At 69.3% G+C, this 17940-nt stretch carries 17 protein-coding genes; 6 read left to right on the top strand and 11 right to left on the bottom strand.

What is annotated here, in order from left to right; all coding sequences use genetic code 11:
• Positions 1 to 18: 18 nt before the first annotated feature.
• Positions 19 to 174: a hypothetical protein gene (locus tag SMIR_RS17480; RefSeq protein WP_168493854.1), complete on the bottom strand. Its 156-nt coding sequence runs from the start codon at positions 172 to 174 to the stop codon at positions 19 to 21.
• 54 nt (positions 175 to 228) lie between these two features.
• Between SMIR_RS17480 and SMIR_RS44930 the strand changes: the two genes are divergently transcribed.
• The 4 genes from SMIR_RS44930 (at position 229) to SMIR_RS17460 (ending at position 4076) form a co-directional block, all read left to right on the top strand.
• Positions 229 to 519: a hypothetical protein gene (locus tag SMIR_RS44930; protein ID WP_422664441.1), complete on the top strand. Its 291-nt coding sequence runs from the start codon at positions 229 to 231 to the stop codon at positions 517 to 519.
• Positions 520 to 656: 137 nt separating this feature from the next.
• Entirely contained in the window at positions 657 to 1910 is a 1254-nt protein-coding gene (locus SMIR_RS17470; RefSeq protein WP_248003030.1) for a serine hydrolase domain-containing protein, read from the top strand.
• A 236-nt stretch (positions 1911 to 2146) separates the two neighbouring features.
• A complete protein-coding gene (locus SMIR_RS17465; protein WP_168493856.1) occupies positions 2147 to 2989 on the top strand; it encodes a PP2C family protein-serine/threonine phosphatase in 843 nt (280 codons plus the stop codon).
• Positions 2990 to 3059: 70 nt separating this feature from the next.
• Complete coding sequence (locus tag SMIR_RS17460) at positions 3060 to 4076, top strand: MASE1 domain-containing protein (RefSeq protein ID WP_168493857.1); 1017 nt, start codon at positions 3060 to 3062, stop codon at positions 4074 to 4076.
• Positions 4077 to 4274: 198 nt separating this feature from the next.
• On the opposite strand, the gene SMIR_RS43520 is transcribed toward SMIR_RS17460, so the two are convergent.
• The 5 genes from SMIR_RS43520 to SMIR_RS17435 form a co-directional block, all read right to left on the bottom strand.
• Entirely contained in the window at positions 4275 to 4763 is a 489-nt protein-coding gene (locus SMIR_RS43520) for a DUF6023 family protein (protein WP_248003031.1), read from the bottom strand.
• A complete protein-coding gene (locus tag SMIR_RS17450) occupies positions 4760 to 4903 on the bottom strand; it encodes a tetratricopeptide repeat protein (RefSeq protein ID WP_248003680.1) in 144 nt (47 codons plus the stop codon). The genes SMIR_RS43520 and SMIR_RS17450 overlap by 4 nt, the downstream gene beginning before the upstream one ends.
• A 268-nt stretch (positions 4904 to 5171) precedes the next feature.
• Entirely contained in the window at positions 5172 to 5858 is a 687-nt protein-coding gene (locus tag SMIR_RS17445; protein ID WP_168493858.1) for an HAD family hydrolase, read from the bottom strand.
• Positions 5859 to 5961: 103 nt separating this feature from the next.
• Positions 5962 to 8682: a cation-translocating P-type ATPase gene (locus SMIR_RS17440; RefSeq protein ID WP_168493859.1), complete on the bottom strand. Its 2721-nt coding sequence runs from the start codon at positions 8680 to 8682 to the stop codon at positions 5962 to 5964.
• A gap of 65 nt (positions 8683 to 8747) precedes the next feature.
• Complete coding sequence (locus SMIR_RS17435) at positions 8748 to 9740, bottom strand: polyphosphate kinase 2 family protein (protein ID WP_168493860.1); 993 nt, start codon at positions 9738 to 9740, stop codon at positions 8748 to 8750.
• Between the two features lie 298 nt (positions 9741 to 10038).
• Between SMIR_RS17435 and SMIR_RS17430 the strand changes: the two genes are divergently transcribed.
• Both SMIR_RS17430 and SMIR_RS17425 read left to right on the top strand, forming a co-directional pair.
• Positions 10039 to 11958, top strand: a complete 1920-nt coding sequence (locus tag SMIR_RS17430; RefSeq protein ID WP_168493861.1) for a glycoside hydrolase family 15 protein — start codon at positions 10039 to 10041, stop codon at positions 11956 to 11958.
• Positions 11959 to 11995: 37 nt separating this feature from the next.
• The gene (locus tag SMIR_RS17425; RefSeq protein ID WP_282190317.1) at positions 11996 to 13363 is read left to right on the top strand and encodes an MFS transporter; all 1368 of its coding nucleotides are present in this window, start codon (positions 11996 to 11998) and stop codon (positions 13361 to 13363) included.
• 155 nt (positions 13364 to 13518) lie between these two features.
• Here SMIR_RS17425 and SMIR_RS17420 read toward each other — a convergent pair whose 3' ends face one another.
• The 5 genes from SMIR_RS17420 to SMIR_RS17400 form a co-directional block, all read right to left on the bottom strand.
• A complete protein-coding gene (locus SMIR_RS17420) occupies positions 13519 to 14346 on the bottom strand; it encodes an alpha/beta fold hydrolase (protein ID WP_168493864.1) in 828 nt (275 codons plus the stop codon).
• A 230-nt stretch (positions 14347 to 14576) separates the two neighbouring features.
• On the bottom strand, positions 14577 to 14930 hold the full coding sequence (locus SMIR_RS17415; protein ID WP_101399406.1) for a hypothetical protein: 354 nt from the start codon (positions 14928 to 14930) through the stop codon (positions 14577 to 14579).
• A 73-nt stretch (positions 14931 to 15003) separates the two neighbouring features.
• Positions 15004 to 15690, bottom strand: a complete 687-nt coding sequence (locus SMIR_RS17410; RefSeq protein ID WP_168493866.1) for a TNT domain-containing protein — start codon at positions 15688 to 15690, stop codon at positions 15004 to 15006.
• Positions 15691 to 16393: 703 nt separating this feature from the next.
• Positions 16394 to 17158: a hypothetical protein gene (locus SMIR_RS17405; protein WP_168493868.1), complete on the bottom strand. Its 765-nt coding sequence runs from the start codon at positions 17156 to 17158 to the stop codon at positions 16394 to 16396.
• Between the two features lie 87 nt (positions 17159 to 17245).
• A complete protein-coding gene (locus tag SMIR_RS17400) occupies positions 17246 to 17878 on the bottom strand; it encodes an RNA polymerase sigma factor (RefSeq protein WP_168493870.1) in 633 nt (210 codons plus the stop codon).
• Positions 17879 to 17940: the final 62 nt, after the last annotated feature.

Here is a 17940-nt window from a genome sequence, read left to right as displayed (position 1 = left end):
CGGTGCCGCTGCGTCGACTCAGGAGACGGTGAAGTTCAGGGTGTCGACGATGCCCCTGGCGTACGCCTGCGTGAACGCCACGCCCGTCCAGCCGGTGCGGGGGCCCGCGCTGCGGTAGAGGCGGTACCCGTAGACGTACCTCTCGCTGCTCCCGTCCGGGAGGGCGAAGGACACCGCATTGCCGTCGTCGTGCGGGGCGCGACGTCGGGGGAGGCGGAGGCGTTCCGGGTGAGGAGGCTGCCCCAGCTGCCGCCGCCCCCCGTCAGGCCCGTGACGGCGGCCGGCGGGGTGGTGTCGGGGGTGCCGGTGGTGCCCGCGGCCGAGGGAGCGGACTCGTTGCCCGCCGCGTCCCGCGCGGTGGTCCTGGGCGTCGGCCGCGGCGTTCGTCGCCGGATGGAGAGCTCGCTGCACATTCTCGTCGACAACGCCGGGGCGATGGGGCCTTTGCCGCCCCGTACCCCCGAGGGCCGGGAACTGCACTTCGCCACCAACCACCTGGGCCACTTCGCGCTGACCTGACCCGCAGTCAGTTGTCGGGGTGCGGTCAGGGTTTGCTCAGGGATGTTCCCTGATGAGCTGGGCCGGCGGGCGCAAGAGACTCGTGGGCGGGCCGTTCGACCGCCGGTCCGACCGCTACCACTCCGGAGAGCCTCACTGTGAACTCCTCTGCCGCTCGTACCCGTTGGACCACCGTGGCCGCGTCCGGCGCCGTGCTGGTCGCCCTGGCCGCGGGGATGGCCGCTCCCGCTTCGGCCGTCACCCCGGCACCGGAGCCCGCCACCGCCACCGCCGCCGCGCCGCTGCCAGGGCTCGACCCGGCCGAGCTCCGGGCGGCCATCGGTGGCCTGCCGAACGCGGACGTCACCGGCGCGCTGCTGCGGATCACCGGCAGCGCGGGCCACTGGTCGGGCACCTCGGGCGTGGGCGACCTGGAGACCGGTCAGGGCGTCCCGACCGACGCGCACATCCGGATCGGCAGCATCTCCAAGGTCTTCACCGCCACCATCGTCCTCCAGCTCGCCGCCGAGCACCGGATCGACCTGGACAAGCCCGTCCAGCAGTACCTTCCGGGCGTCCTGCCCGCCGACCTGCCGCCCGTCGAGGTCGGTCGGCTGCTCAACCACACCAGCGGCCTGCCGCGCGGCGCCGCGAGCCCGGACTTCGGCGACGGCAGCCCCGAATGGTTCGCCGCCAACCGCCTCAAGAGCTTCACCCCGCAGCAGGTGGTCGACCTGATGGCAGGCCGGCCGATGGAGTTCGCGCCGGGCACCGCGCAGCAGTACAACGGGATGAACTACTACGTCGCCGGCCTGCTGGTCGAGAAGATCACCGGGCACACCTTCGCCCACGAGGTGCGATCCCGGATCACCCGGCCGCTCGGACTGCACGACACCTACGTCCCCGACGCCGACGACCCGCGCCTGCCCGGCCCGCACTCCCACGGCTATCTGACGGTCACGTCCTCGGACGGCACCACGCACCCGGTGGACGTCACCGAACAGAGCCCCTGGCCCTGGGCCGAGGGCGGCATGATCTCCACCCCCGCCGACCTCGACCGTTTCATGACCGCTCTCTTCCGCGGCCGTTTCCTCCCGCCGGCCCAGCAGGCCGAGCTCTTCACCGTCCCCGACGTCCCCAGCTTCCACAGCAGCCAGTGCCGCACCGAGGCCGACGCAGGCCGTGCCTGCATGACCATGGGCATCATGCGGGTGAAGGCCTCCAACGGCGTCGTGGTCTGGGGCAAGACCGGCTCCCGCCCCGGCTGGACCAGCGGCGTGTTCGCCACCCGCGACCTCTCCCGCAAGGTCGTCTACTCGGTCAACCCGACCAACCTCAACGGCACCGAGATGCGCTACGTACAGCAGATCGCCGCCGCCTCCTTCGGCACCGTGGTCCCGGCCACGAACTGACCCCGTGCGACCGGCGAAGGGCCGTGTGGCCGGTCGCCTCCGGTGATGCATCACCGGAGGCGGCGCCACTCGCGGCGCAGGCGCCGGTCCCGCGGCACGGAGGCCCTCGGGTTCTGTTTTCGCTGGTCGTAGCAGTGACGGCGCCGTGTGCGCCAGCAGGATGAGCCGCCTGTAACAGGGGTACCGTGAACTCGTGACCTACGGCGTAAATGCGAAAAAACCCGAAATGTGATGCCATGCCTCGCCGCCGCACCGATTCGTCCAGTGGGACCGCAGAGCTGCTGAACACGCTTGGTGATCTCACCGGCCGGATACTGGACCTGATCAAGGTCCAGCAGGCCCGCGTGGAACTCGCTGCCGCGCTGCAGCGCCAGGTCCTCGCCGCCGAGCTGCCGGTCCTGCCATACCTGCAGGTGGCGGGACGGTACGCACCGGCGCGGGCCGGGCTGGACATCGGCGGCGACTGGTACGACGGCTTCCTCATGCCGGACGGCTCGGTGGGATTCGTGATCGGAGACGTACAGGGCCACGATGTCGAGGCCGCGGCTCTCATGGGGCAGGTGCGCACCTGCCTGCGCGCCGTCGCCACCGCCACCACGGACCCGGCGGAGGTGCTCCGGCGCACCAACGATCTGCTCGTCGCCATGGACTGCGGGCTCTTCGTGACCTGTTCGTTCCTGCGCTTCGACCCGGCCACGAGCGAGCTCGTCGAGGCCCGCGCCGGGCACGTCCCCGCCGTCTGGGCCACGGCCGACGGCTGCTGCGACATCGTCCTGAACGACGGCGGTCTGCCGCTGGGCATCCAAGCCGGCGAGAGCTACCGGTCGACCCGCCGACCGCTCACTGGCGTGGGCGCGTTCGTGCTGCTCACCGACGGTGTGGTGGAAGGTCCCAGCTATCCGATCGAGGAAGGGCTCGAGCAGGTGGCCGACCTGCTCGTCGGAGCCTGTCGCACCGACCCCGAAGAGCTGGCCGCACAGGTGATCAAGGTGGCGGATCTCACCGGCCACAGTGACGACGCCGCGGTCCTTGTCCTTCGTTACGGAGGCCTCCAGGAACAGCGGCAGGGCGAAACATGAGCGGCATGCGAGGCATCTGCGACCCCGGCGGGGTACGCCTCGCCCGCTGTGACCACCGGGGTGGGCGAGCATGAGCGATGCGGCGCGCGACGAGCGGCTCCGGCGGTACACCGTCAAGGGCCTGCAGCTGGCCGCCGTCGCAGCCGCCTACTACGTCAGTGCCAAGATCGGGTTGCAGCAGCAACTCGTGAGAGGGCAGGTCACGCCGCTGTGGCCGCCCACCGGCGTCGCTGTCGTCGTCCTGCTGCTCTGGGGCCTTCGCATGTGGCCAGGAATCGCTCTCGGGGCGTTCGTGGTGAACGTGATGCTCGGGCCGTCGATCCTCCCCGTGCTCGCCATCGCGGTGGGCAACACGCTCGCCCCGGTCTGCGCCTACCTCCTCCTGCGGCGTGTGGGATTCCATGCCGCACTCGACCGGCTGCAGGACGCTCTGGCTCTGGTCTTCCTCGGGGCCTTGGGCGGGATGCTGATCAGCGCGACGCTCGGTAGCGGAGTCCTGGTGGCCTCCGGCGCGCTGGCGGCCCATGATTTCTGGCCGACCTGGTCGGTGTGGTGGACGGGCGACGCGATGGGGGTCCTGGTCATCGCGCCGCTGCTGCTGGCCGTGCGCACCGTCCGATGGCCACACGGCATACCTGTCCTGCGCTGGGTCGAGGCGATGGCCCTGCTGGGCGGCACGGTCGCGGTCAGCGTGGTGGCCACTCACAGCTCGGTCGACCTTCTCTTTCTCGTCGTCCCCTTCCTGATCTGGGCTGCCTTCCGCTTCCAGCTGGTGGGCGCCGCGCCCTGTGCGCTGATCGCTTCCGTGATCGCGATCGACGCGGGTGCCGCCGGGGCGGGTCCGTTCTCCGGTCGCGATCTCCTCGCCAAGATGGTCATCCTGCAGGCCTTCAACGGCACCGTGTCACTGACGGCCCTTCTGCTCTCGGCGGCCATCACCGAGCAGAACCGCACCCTCCGGGAGATCGAAGGGGCCTGCGAGCGCCTGACGGAGGCGCTGTCCCGGCTCGCGCCGGACGAGACACTCGACCAGTGGCCGTCTTCCCGCCGGGAAAGGCCGGATCGCCAGAAGTGGCGTCGCCCTTGAAACGTGCAGGGTTTTGGCTGCTGGAGTCGGCCTCTGATGCCTCCGCCGGTCCGCGATCGAACCGCTCCTGGCCCGCCTGTGTGGTGGCGAGGTCACCGACAAGGACTACGTCGGCTACTTCGTGAACGAGTTCGGAGAGGAACTCGTCTTCGCCCAGCGCCGGGGTGAGAAGACCGCCCGGCTCTGGCACGGCCGGGATCAGATGATGGCGATCCGCCAGGCGATCACGCCGGTCGACCCCTTGGTGCCGTCGACATCAATGCGTACCGGCTTGTGCACGGTGATCCGCCGCTGGACCACTGACTGGTCGCACGGCACCTCGGTCTCTGTGCCGGTGCTCGCCGGTGTGAAGGTCAACCGCGCATTGCCGTTGCCGACGCACACCAGGATGAGCCTGTATGTCCTGCCCTCGCTCAGGCTCGGCTCGGTGTGGATGCCGTCGGTCACCCGCTCCGCTCCGGCCTCGACCGTCTTCCCGCTCTGGACGGCGGTCAGGGCCGCCTGAGCCTGCTCGGTGAGCTTCTTCTGGGACGGCTCTGTTACCGCCTGCGATCCACTCGCAGCAGACGACGAGAGATCTTTGGAAGCCTTGCCGTCACCGCTGCCGGATGTGCACGAGGCGAGCAGGACCACTGACGCCGCCACGGCGCATCCGGCGAGCCATGCCCGCGGGTTCGAACAGGTCATGACGTGTCTCCGGGGTGTCTCAACTGGGCCGATACGTCGGCGAGGTCGTTGCGGCTCGTCAGGGTGTCCGGGTGTTCGGGACCCAGTACGCGAGTGCGGATGTCCAGGACAGCGCGGTGTTCCGCCTCCGCCTCCTCCAGGCGTCCCAGCCACGATCAGCAGGAGTCGGTTCTCCCGCCACCCACCCGTTCCCATCAAAGCGCACCCCCGGAACTGGGATAGCGGGCCGACGCTCATCCGCGCAAGAGGATCAACGGCTCGAAGCGCACGAGCGCTCTGCGCGCCTCGATGCGGCCTTCGTACAGCCGGGCCACCCCCAGGCCCACTCCCAGGCCCCCCAGGCTCAACCCGGTGAACAGGGCTGGCCAAGACGACTCCGACGCCGTGATCACGCCGGCTACAGCGAGATCATCCCGCTGCCGCTGATCCCCTCGGCTCGTGAGGACGGGTTCCGGAAGTGACGGCGAGGATGTCGTTGATCGCTTCGCGCAGGCTCCTGAAGTGGCGGTGCACGCCGTCCACCGCAACGGGTGCGTTGACCCCCCACACCGTCATCCCGGCACGCAGCCCGGACTGCACACCGGAGGGTGCGTCCTCGATGACCAGACAGTCCTGCGGCTCGGCACCGAGCCGCTCGGCGGCCAGTAGATAAGGGACGGGCGAGGGTTTGCCCTCCTCGACGGAGGCGGCATCGACGATGAGGCCCGGGACCGGCAAGCCGGTCCGGGCGAAACGGCCGCGCACCCGGTGCTCGTAATTCGACGTCACCAGTGCCCAAGCCTCCGCCGGCAGAGCCTCCAGCAGCTCGGACGCACCGTCGAAGGCCGCATACGTGCCGGACCGGACGTCCTCGTCCTCGAGTTCATGCAGTGCGGCCAGGCACTCCTGCGGGTCACGGTCCGGAACGACCTGCGCGAAGGTCTCCAACGGTCTTGTCCGCAACGCCACTTGGTAGACCTCGACGGGGTCGAGTCCGTATCGCTGCGCCCACACCCCCCAAACCCGGCGCTGGTTGTCCACGGCATCGATCAACGTGCCATCGACGTCAAACAGGACGTACTTCTTGGCTCCGGGCCGAGCAGGTTCACCAATCATGTCCTGATCATGCCATCAGGCCCCCGAACAGGCAGTTTGCACACCTGTGTTGCGGCCACGCGGCTCCATCCGACTCGGAGCACCCCAACTCCGTGTCGACGCTTCAGGTGCCTCTCGACCGGCGGGCCAGGAGCTTGCCCAGTTCCCACAGGAGCAGGAGCGCGACGGCGGCCAGCAGCGCCCAGCCGAACTGCCGCGCGTTGATCTGGGTCGTCCCGAGGATGCGGCGGAAGCCGTCCATCTGGGTCACGAGCACCGCGAGCACGAACTGGGCCAGTGCCACCCAGTTCATCTGCCTGCTGTCGAAGGTGGACGTCGTCAGCACCGAATCCGTCTCGCTGCGGCACTCGAACGCGGCCACGATCAGACAGAGGGCGAAGGCGGTGAACGCGATCGACCGACCGGTCTCGACGCTGTCGAAGTGGGCCTGACCGAGCTTGATCAGTCCGAGCAGGACGACGGTGATCGCCAGCCCGCCGGTTCCGACCGTGACCAGTACGGGCCGGGTGAGCACCGACTCCCCTCGCGGACGCGGCCTGCGTCGCATGAGCCCGGGACTCTCCCGGTCGAAGCCCAGCGCGAAGCCGAAGGAGGCGTTGACCACGAAGTGGATCCACAGCACCTGGGGCGGGGTGAAGGGCTCACCGGCGGCGATGTTGAAGACGGTGGCCCCGAGAAAGGTCAGCACGAAGGTGACCAGCAGGAGAAGAACGAACCGGATGTACTTGGTGAGGTTGTCGTAGATTCTCCGGCCCTGCTCCACGGCGTAGACGATGGTGGCGAACTTGTCGTCGGAGAGGATCATGCGTCCGGCGTTCTTCGCCACGTCCGTCCCGCTGCCCATGGCGATACCGATGTCGGCGGCCTTGATGGCGGGCGCGTCGTTCACGCCGTCACCGGTCATCGCCACGACCTCGCCCTTCTTCTTGAGCGTGTCGGCGAGCAGCACCTTGTGCTCCGGCGCGACGCGCCCCACCACACCGATGCCGTCGATACGGGCGAGTTGCTCGTCCTCGCTCATGGCGGCGAAATCGGCGCCGAGGACCGCCTCGCCGGGGATGCCGAGCTGCCGGGCGATCGCCGCACCGGTGGTGACGTCGTCACCGGTCACCATACGGACCCGGATGTGCCCGGCCTGGGCGCCGGCCACGGCGGTCTTGGCGTCCTCGCGGGGCGGATCGACCATGCCGACGAGACTGGTCATCCGCAGCTCGGTGACGTACGCGAGCAGGTCCCCGTCCGGATCGAAGTCGGCCGGGTCCAGGTCACGGGTGGCCGCGGCCATCACCCGGCGCCCCTCGCCGCCCATCCGCTCGGTCTGTGCCTCGGCACGCGCGACCAGTTCGGCGTCCCACGGGATGGTCTCGCCCGCCGCGAGCGCGGTGGCGGCCCGCGCCACCACCGCCGGGACCGCGCCTTTGACGAAGCATCGGACGACCTGCCGCCCGGCGGCGTCGACCGCTGAGTTGAAGGTGGCCATCAGCTTGTAGCCCGGGTCGAACGGCAGTGTGGCGAGCCGGGGAAGGCTCTCCCGGGTGGCGTCGATGTCCAGCCCGGCCTTGTGCGCGAGCACCAGCAGCGCGCCCTCGGTGGGATCGCCCACCACCTTGCCGTCCACCAGCTTCGCGTCGCTGGCCACCACGTACGGCAGGATCGCGTCCTCGATGCCCGTGGAGGAACCTGCCGCATGGTGGATCTTCCCGTCGAGTCCGTAGCCCGTGCCCGAGACGGTGTACCGGTCGGTGGGACTCACGACCTCGACGGCGGTCATCTGGTTCATCGTCAGGGTGCCGGTCTTGTCCGAGTTGATCGCCGACGTGAACGCCAGGGTCTCGACCGACGGCAGCTCCTTGACGATCGCGTTCCACTTCGCCAGGTTGAGGCTGCCGACGGACAGGATCGCCTGGGTCACGGTCGGCAGGGCCTCGGGGATGGCGGCGATGGCCAGCGAGACCGCGCTGACGAACAGGACGTCCCAGGCCTGGTCGCGTTGCCGCCCGAGGGCGAACATCACGATCATGGTCAGGCCCGCCGCTCCCGTGATCCACAGCGTCAGGGTGTCGAGTTCCTTGGTGAGCGGCGGTACCTCCGTCTCGGTGGCCGACAGCATCCCGGAGATCTTGCCGACTTCGGTTCCGACGCCGGTCGCGGTCACGACGAATACGCCGCTGCCGTGAGTGACCGGGGTGTTCATGAACGCCATGTTCGTCTGGTCGCCGGGTGCCGGCCGGGCGCCCGGCAGCGTGCGGGCGTCCTTCGAGGCGGGAACGCTCTCGCCGGTGAGCGCCGACTCGTCGATCTGCAGGGCACTGGCCTCGATGATGCGTCCGTCCGCCGCCACCTGGTCCCCGGCGGCGATGAGCACGATGTCGCCGACGACCAGCTGTTCGGCGGGGATCTCGGCCTCCGTCCCGTCCCTGCGCACCCGCGCCGTCGCCTTCATCATCGACTGCAGCGCGTTCATCGCGCTCTCGGCCTTGCCCTCCTGACGCAGGCCCACGACCGCGTTCAGCAGGGTCAGGACGATCAGCAGGATCCCGGTGGTCCACTCCTTGATGAGCAGCGAGACGATCGCCGCGGCCACGAGGACGATCTGCATGTAACTGCGGTACTGCTTGATGAACCGGCGCCAGGCCGGAGTTCGCTTCTCCTCGGGCAGCGAGTTCGGGCCGTGCGCGGTCAGGAGCTGAGCGGCCCGCGCCGCGGAGAGGCCGACCGCCGGATCGACGCCGAACGCGGCTACGACCTCCTCGGGAGCGCGCGTGCACCAGCCGTCCTTCGAAGCCCGAGGCTGTTCTCCCACGGAATCCGACCGCACCGTCATCGTTCTGCCTCCGATCCGTGGCCACGGATGCGTCCGGGCCGGTCGCCCGCCGCTCCGGACAGGCCCTAGCCGCGCTTCTTCTTCGTCGGCCTGTCTCTCCGGCCAGAGGTTCGCGAGGCCGACGGATGACGGGAGGCGTACGGATCGGCCGGGGCTCCGGCGGGGGCTTCCTGCTCAAGCTCCCGTTTGGTGGCGAGCAGATCCTTCCGCGCCGCTTCCCCCACGTCGGGGTACTGAGGATCGATGTCCATCAGGGCGTGCGCGAGGACCGCCGCCGCGCAGATCCGCGCGAACCACTTCCGGTCCGCCGGCACGACGTACCACGGCGCCCACTTCGTGCTCGTGGCCGAGAGCATCTCGGAGAACGCGTCCTGGTAGTCGTCCCACCGGCGCCGCTCCCGGACGTCGGCCGCGGAGAACTTCCAGTTCTTCTCCGGCAGGTCGATCCGCTTCAGGAAGCGGGTGCGCTGCTCCTCCTTGGACAGATTCAGGAAGATCTTCACCACTTTGAACCCGTTGTCCGTGAGATAGCGCTCCCAGTGGTTGATCTCCCGGTAGCGCCGGTCCCACAGGCCCGGCCCACGTGCGTTCTCCGGCAGCTTCTGCCGGAGAAGGGTCTCGGGGTGGACTCGTACGACGAGAACCTCCTCGTAGTGCGAGCGATTGAAGATGGCGATCTCACCGCGCGTGGGCAGCCGCCGGGCGTAACGCCACAGGTAGTCGTGGTCGAGTTCCTCGGTGGAGGGCACCTTGAAGCTGCTGACCCGTACGCCCTGGGGATTGACTCCGCTCATCACGTGGCGGATCGTCCCGTCCTTGCCTCCGGCGTCGAGTGCCTGGAGACAGAGCAGCACGCCGTACGTGTCCTGGGCGGCCAACCGCTCCTGGTACTCGGCGAGCAACGACACCCCGGTCCGCAGCAGCTCGATCCCGTCCCGCTTCTTGATACCGCCCTTGTAGCGAGGATCGAAGTCCCGGTCCAGGCGCACCTTCGACCCCGGTTCCACCCGTAGTGGCCCGATGAAATCCGCGATGCGTTCGGCTCTCTCGTCCGACATCACCTATCAGTCCTTTTCCGGGACCGGCGTTCGACCGAGGGGCAGGCGGCCCTCAGCCGCGCCACCATGTTCCGGATTCCCTGGCGGGCACCAAGTTCCGGATTCCCTCGCGCTCATTGTCTGCTCGCCCGGACAAGATCGCCCCCTGAGGCCGAGTACACCTCGTGCGCCCGGTTCCGGGTTCACCCGCCGCGGGTGAGGCGAAGGCCACAGCACTGCCGAACGCTTGGCGTGGACGGGTCGCTGACGTGTGCCTGCCCGAGTTGCGGGAGTGCGTCGGACCGAGCAGGGAGGTCTTGTGAACCGGTACCCGCCCATCGCGGAACACGGCATGGTCGGCGATCTCCAGACCGTCGCCCTGGTGTCGTCCGGCGGAACCATCGACTGGTGGTGCACACCCCGCTTCGACTCGCCCAGCCTCTTCGCCTCACTCCTGGACAGCGAACGCGGAGGGCATTGCCGTCTCGCCGCGCAGTCCCCGGACCCGGACGGCGACGGCATGACGGTCCGCCAGCTGTACCTTTCCGACACAGCGATCCTGGTCACCCGGTTCATGGCACCCGGCGGAGTCGGTGAAGTGGCCGACTTCATGGTGCCCGTCGACTCCTCGGAGCCGACGGACGCGCACTGTCTGGTGAGGGTCGCACGGGTCGTCCGGGGCAGCCTGCCCTTCGCCCTCACCTGTCGCCCGCGTTTCGACTACGGCCGTGCCTCGCACACGCTCTCGCAGAACGACGATCACTCTGCGCTGTTCCACGGCCCGGGGAGGGACCTTCATCTGCAGTCCACCACCGGCGTCGCGCTCCGCGCGGACGGCGACGACATCACCGCCCGCTTCACCCTGTCCGCCGGCCAGACGGCCGCGGTGGTGCTGACCAGCACGGCAAGCGGCGATCCCGCCCCGCAGCGCCCCTCCCTGGAAGCAGTCGCCGACGCATTCGAGACGTGCCGCGCCTTCTGGCTGTCGTGGCTGCGTTCCTGCGCCTACCGAGGCCGCTGGCAGGACATCGTGAACCGCTCGGCGATCACGCTCAAGCTGCTCACGTACGCCCCCACCGGGGCACCCATCGCCGCTGCCACCATGGGACTGCCCGAGCAGATCGGCGGTGAGCGCAACTGGGACTACCGCTACACGTGGATCCGTGACGCGGCGCTGTCCGTCAGGGCGTTGATGGACCTGGGCTTCCAGGAGGAGGCGCACGCCTTCCGCCGCTGGCTGCGCGAGCGCATCGAGTCCGGAGGCGGCACCTCGGCGGACCCCCTGCAGATCATGTACCGCGTCGACGGAGACCCCCACCTGACCGAAGAGGCCCTCGACCACCTGGAGGGCTACCAGGGGTCCCGTCCGGTGCGGGCGGGCAACGCGGCGGCCGACCAGTTGCAACTCGACATCTACGGTGAGGCCTTGGACGCACTGATCGTGGGCGGTGACATCGGTGCGATCCGCGGATGGAAGGCGCTGAGCGACGTCCTGGACTGGCTCGCCGACAACTGGGACCAGCCGGACGAAGGCATTTGGGAGACCCGTGGCGGCCGTCAGAACTTCACCTACAGCCGGCTGATGACATGGGTGGCGTTCGACCGCGGCGTCCGCGCGGCCACCGACTTCTCCCGCCCGGCCGACGTCGCTCGCTGGACAGGTGCGCGGGACACGGTCTTCCGCCAGATCGTCGAACGCGGCTGGCACGACAAGCGGGGGGCATTCGTGCAGCACTACGACACCGATGTCCTGGACGCCTCACTCCTGCTCATGCCGAAGGTCGGCTTCGTCTCGCCCCACGATCCGGACTGGATCAGCACCCTGGACGCCATGGACGAGGAACTCGTGAGTGACAGCCTCGTCTACCGGTACGACCCGAAGGCATCCCCCGACGGCCTGCGCGGCTCGGAGGGCACCTTCAACCTGTGCAGCTTCTTCTATGTGGAGGCGCTCGCCCGCAGCGGCAGGCTCCTCCAGGCCCGCCACGCCTTCGACAAGATGCTCACCTACGCCAACCACGTCGGCCTCTTCGCCGAGGAGATCGGCCCCTCGGGCGAGCAACTCGGGAACTTCCCCCAGGCATTCACCCACCTCGCCCTGGTCACCGCGGCCATGGCGCTCGACGAAGAGCTGGAGAAGGCGGAGACCGGACCGCGATACGGCGACCACGGGCATCCGGCGACCCATGGCCTCACGGCGCCCGACGAGGACGCGGGCGGGGGCGGTACAGGTGGTTGAGACGACCGGGCCCGCACAGCCGACAGGACACAGACATGTGCTTGCCGCCCTCGCCCTCGCCCAGTTCATCTGCAGCTTCGCCGGCTCCAACATGAACGTGATGATCAACGACATCAGCGAGGACCTGGACACCACCGTCCAAGGCGTCCAGGTGGCGATCACGATCTTCCTGTTGGTGATGGCGGCGCTGATGATCCCCGGCGGCAAGCTGACCGACCGCTACGGCCGCAAGCGCTGTTTCCTGACCGGCCTCGTCGTCTACGCGATCGGTGCCCTGCTGAGCGCGGCCGCCCCGGCACTCGGCGTTCTGATTCTCGGCAACTCGATCCTCGAAGGCATCGGCACCGCGCTGCTCATCCCGCCCGTCTACATCCTCACGACCCTCCTCTACCCGGACGTCACCTCGCGCGCCCGCGCGTTCGGCGTAGTCATGGCGCTGGGCGGTGTCGGGGCCGCCGCGGGGCCACTGATCGGCGGACTCATCACCACCGCGATCAGCTGGCGCGCGGCCTTCGTGTTCCAGGCCCTGGTGATCGCGGTGATCGTCGTGCTCAGCCGTCGCATCGAGGACCCGCTGCCCCCGGATCCCACCCGTTCCTTCGACATCGTCGGGGCGGTGCTCTCAGCCGTCGGCCTCGTCCTCGTCGTCATGGGCATCCTGGCCGCGGACAACAACATCTGGCTCATGGTCGCCCTGCTGGTCCTGGGCGCACTCGTGCTCTGGTGGTTCTTCCACTCGGTGCGCGCCAGGGAAGCATCCGGCCGGGAACCGCTGCTGTCCCTCCGCCTCTTCCACAACCGCACCTCCAACCTCGGACTCGTCACCCAGAACATCCAGTGGCTGCTGCTCATGGGGACGTCGTTCACGGTGGCGGCCTATCTGCAAGTGGTACGCGGCTACGACGCCATCCAGACCGGAGTCATTTTCACGGCGGCCACACTGGGCCTGCTGGTCACGTCCCTGTCCGCCGAGCGCCTGGCCGGCCGGCACTCTCAACGCACCCTCGTCATGACCGGTTTCGCCGTCTCCGTCGTCGGCGTGGTCGCGCTGGTCGCCCTGGCCGGGAGTTTCTCCACCGCCTGGGCCTTCGTCCCCGGTCTCCTCCTCATCGGACTCGGACTGGGCGTCATGCTGACCCCGTCCGTCAACGTCGTACAGTCGAGTTTCCCCGAAGAACAGCAGGGAGAGATCTCGGGCCTGTCCCGAAGCGTGTCGAATCTCGGCTCGTCCTTCGGCACGGCCATCGCCGGCACCATCCTCGTCGCCGGCCTCACCAAGGGCGCCTACGCCGCCGCGATGATCACCCTGGCGGTCTTCGGCCTCGGCGGCCTGGCCGCGGCGGCGCTCCTCCCCCGGCAAACGGGATCCGGCACCACGCGCACCCCTCGGACGCGAGCCGGTTGACCCTCCCCTTACGTCAGGCTTGAGGCTGAGGTCGGACGAAAGGGCAGATGCGTGGGCTGCTCCGCGGGTCAGGTCTCCTCGCTCGCCGGGGTGACCGTGCGTACGTTGCATCACGGCGAGCGGGGCGGAACGGAACGGGCAGGGGTACGACGCGGTCAGGCCGACGCGTCGGGCTTGACGATCGTGCTGACGAAGTCCCCGATTGCTCCGAGAGTGCGTCCCATCTGCTCGATCTGCGGGAAGTGCCCGGCATCGGGGATCGGGGCGAAGTGGCCGTCGGGGAACGAGTCGGCGTAGCCGCGCCCGTACTTCAGGGGCGCTATGCCGTCCTCCTCGCCCCAGACGACCAGCACCGGCACGGTCACCCGGTGCAGTCGGCCGCGCAGCTTCGGGTCGTACGTGAACCCCTCGCCCCCGTACACGGCGAGGGTCTTCTGGTTGGCGGCGGCCGCGGCCCGCTGCGCATCGCTGAACGAGGCGAAGTCGGGGCGGAACTGCGCGTTGGCGAAGGACAGTTGGCTCACGTCGGCCGGGGCCAGGGTGCGCGGGTCGACGACCCGGTTCTCCTTCATGTGGGCGTGGATGCCCACCGCGTTCAGCAGGGTCAGCGCGCCGATCCGGCCGTGGTTGTCGCGCAGGGCCATCTCGGCGGCGATCCAGCCGCCGATGGAGTTGCCGACCACCATGACGCCCTTCAGGTCCAGGGTGTCGAGCAGATCCAGGTACGCGACGGCCAGGTCGGCGACGGTGTCGAACCGCTCCGGGCGGGGAGTGCCGTCGAAGCCGGGGTGGGTCGGCGTGACGACGTACACGTGCTCGGACAGTGCGGAGGAGATCCCGGCCACCGTGCGCGGGCCGGCACCGCCGTGCAGCATCAGCACGCCGGTGCCCTCGGTGTTCTCGCCGTACTCCTGGATGGTGACGGACAGTCCGCCGGACAGGTCGACGGTGCGGGAGACGGGGGTGGAGGTGGGGGTGGTCATGGTGAGGTCCTTGCCATCGCGTGGTGAGAGCTGACTCTCATGAATCTAGGAGGTCGGCTCTCTTTATGCAAGTGAACTCTCATAACGAGACCTGGCTATCCGAAAGTGGCCCGGCCATGCAAAAGCCCCAGGCGACTGGCCTGGGGCTGCAAGAAGAGGAGGAGCGGGTGACGAGAACCGAACTCGCGCTCTCGGCCTGGGAAGCCCAGTGCGCGATGGATGCCCTGTGGTCAACCGTCGTCAGCCGCCCCACGGCGACCGTCGAAGTCTTCCCATGCCTGTCGCTGGATCTCCTCGGCGTTCGCGAGGAGCTTGTCCAGGGGCTCCGCGGGCCCTGAAGGGGGAGGGGGCACCCGCGTGAGCGTGTCGTAGAGGTACTCGCAGGCTTCGGCTTCGGTGCCGAAGCGCCGCACGACACTGTCCTGGGAGCGTTGACGCAAGCCGACGGTCCAGGCATCCGCCGCACGGCGCAGGAAGTAGTAGGCGTCAGGTTGGACGGGCACGTCGTGCACACCGGCGATCTCGTAGAACGCCTCGGGCACGTCCGCCTCGCGAAGCCTTTCGACGAGTTCCGCGCTGTCCATCAGGTTCGTCCCGTCGCCCGGTTCAAGGTGGCCCCTGACGTGTGAATCCGAGGCCACCCCGGGCGTTGTGAGGTCAGGCTACCGGCAACGCGTCCAGGTACTTCGTCGTGACGAGGTCCGTGACCGACGGTTTCGTCAGGTACTGGAGACCCAGGCCGGGCTGGCCGAACCAGGGCCTGATCGGGCCGGCCTCGACGGTGAACGGCTTGAGGACCCGGTAGAGGTGGTAGCTGTACGGATAGTCCTTGACGTAGGTGTCGAGATTGCTCGGCGGAATCGCGCGCTTGGCGTACGGCGTGCCCGCGGGGGCGAGGAAGTTGCCGAAACCGCTGCCGAAGAGGTCGACCAACTGGCCCTGGCGGAGCGTCACGGAATGCTCGACCGGCTTGCCGTTCCTCAGCATGAAGCCGTTGTGGTCGGGATACCACCAGCCCGACTTCCCCGTCTGGGGATCCGTCTGCCAGTAGCACCCGAGGAACCAGTACGCGGAGGTGTGGTCCGTACGGTGATAGCCCCGCAGCATGCTGCCGAGGGCGCCCCTCTGGGGGAGGTATCTCGGTCCCAGCCGCCAATCGTCGAGGTAGTAGCGCTGGTATGCCGTTTGCGGTGCGGTGTTGGACCCGCGGTTGTGGTGCGTGGTCGGGCAGTATGCGGCGTTCCCCGCACGGGGATGACCGGCTTGGGCCGTTGCCGGTGAGATGCCGATCAGCAGGAGGAGCGATGCGAGGGCGCTCCCCGCGAAGGCGCGCAGTACGCGCATCCGGTGTCCCTTCTCTTCCGGCGCCAGCCGGGCGCCGTGTGAGGGCAGGCAGCCGGTCCCGATGACCGGCTGCCTGCCCTCACCGTGTTCCAGGGCTCAGTTCATGCGCGGCATGCGTACGAGGGGCGAAGGCGCCGCAGATAGTCACCCGAACTGATGAGCACAATTCCTCGGACAGCCGAAGACCGGAGGCGATGGCCCGGCCCGCGAGGGACTCCCTGGTCGGCCGCACCTCTTTTTCCGCCGCCCCGTCGGACTGGTCCGGCGCCGAGTCCGCCCCGTTCGCCACATCCGTCAAGGAACGCACGGCCGAGGGTTCTTCTCCCGTCCGAGTCCGATGGACCGCGTAAGCATGACCAACAGCCACCGAGTCTCTGACCTGGGCGTACTCCCCTCTTGGGTCCCGGACTCACCGGGCCCCCGGTGAAGGCGGGAGGCCCGGTGCGGCCGGACGGCGGCTGTGTCGCGATCGAAATTGAACTGGACAACAAACAAACCCCAGGTCACCGACCTGGGGCTTCATCATGGAGCGGGTGACGAGAATCGAACTCGCACTCTCAGCTTGGGAGGCGACGGCGCTTGCCGGCTGCTAGGCGGCAGACCAGCGTGTATACGCTGTGCCGACGCCGTTGCGCAGACCTGATCGCACCGCTGGTAACCGTGGTTGTCCGCCCCTACGGGCACGGATTGGGCACGGCGGGGGCTACTTGTGCTTTCCGCCACCCTTCTTGCCGTTTGCCTGGCCGTTTCCGGCCGCGTTGCCCGTGCCGCCGGAGGTGCCGTTGCTGGAGGCGCCGGCGCTCCCCGCCTTGCCGTTGCCGGCGGTCCTGCTCGGCGCGGCCGTCGCCCGCGCCAGCTGCTCGGAGCAGTACGCGGCGACCTTGTCCTTCCCGCCGGCGGCCGTGACGAGCCGCTGCCAGGCCCGCGCGTCGAGTGCTTTGCCGCGATCCTTGACCTGCTCGTAGGCGCGGCAGTGGGCTTCGGTGTCCTGGGCGGTGGCCGGGCCGTCCGTCGGTCCGGGGACGCCGGAGGACATCGACGAGGCCTCACCGCCCGGCTGGTCCGGGGCGACCGCCGACGGGTGCGCGGTCCCCCGCCCGGCACCGTCACCGTCCGTGGACGAGCCGACTGAACCGATGGCCGCGACCGCGACTCCACCCAGCGTGAGGCTGGCGAACACCACGCCGAGCGTCATTTTCACAGGACGCCCGGCACGCCGCTCCGCGGGCAGCCGCCAGTCGTCCCGGCGCCGGGTGCGCGCCCGGTGCGCGCCTGCGTCATGGGCGGCCCGGAAGGCGGTCACGGCCCGCCGCTCGGCCTCCGGGTCGAGCTGGCCTCCGAGCAGGACGGCGCCCAGCTCCGTTTCCAGCGTGGCGGCGTCACGCGCCTCCCACGGGTCGGACGCGGCGCCGCCAGGGCGCACACGTCGACGGCCAGGAACTCCGTCGCCGCCCAGCCGTTCACCCATGTCCGCTTCCGTTCCTGTTCGACCGGTTCGATTCGTCCGGCGTTCCGAGCCCGATGCCTGTCAGTCGGTCACTGTCGCCGGCGTCGTTCATTTCGACTCCCCCAGCGTTGGGGACGCCTCATTCGTCACACCCTTGTCCGATTCACCGGCGACGCCCAGCTGGTGGGCGAGGCGTTTCAGGCCCCGGTGGGCGGCAGTGCGCACCGCTCCCGGGCGCTTGCCGAGGACGCGTGCGGCGGCGGGACCGTCCAGGCCGACGACGACCCGCAGGAGCACGGCCTCGGCCTGGTCCCGCGGCAGCCCGCGGACCAGTTCCAGCGCCCGCTCGGTGGACAGGGACTCCAGGGCCTCTTCATGGGTGCTGTGCCGGCTGGGCAGGTCCAGTACGTCCTGTTCGGTCCCTCCTGCCCGGGGCCGTACGCGCTGGCGGCGCAGATGGTCCAGCGCCCGGTGCCGGGCGATGGTCGAGGTCCAGCCGCGGAACCCGGCCCCGTCCCCCTTGAAACGGCCGAGGTCACGGGCGATCTCCAGCCAGGCGTCGGAGGCCACGTCCTCCGCGTCGTCGCCGACCAGGCCGCGCAGATAGCCGAGCAGGCCCGGCTGCACGATCCGGTACGCGAACGCGAAAGCCGTCTCATCGCCGTCCTGGGCCCGCGCGACCGCCGCGCCCAATTCCCCGTCGTACACCTGTACACGCCGGGGTTGCCGTACCTGGCCCAAGACTGTCCTCGTTCGTACCGGGTTCATGGCGAGTGCGTGCCGTCCGCCGTGCTCTGGTCGCA

This window comes from Streptomyces mirabilis, assembly GCF_018310535.1.
In the GTDB taxonomy this organism is placed as follows: Bacteria; Actinomycetota; Actinomycetes; order Streptomycetales; family Streptomycetaceae; genus Streptomyces.
This window is presented reverse-complemented; position numbering and strand designations above follow the sequence as displayed.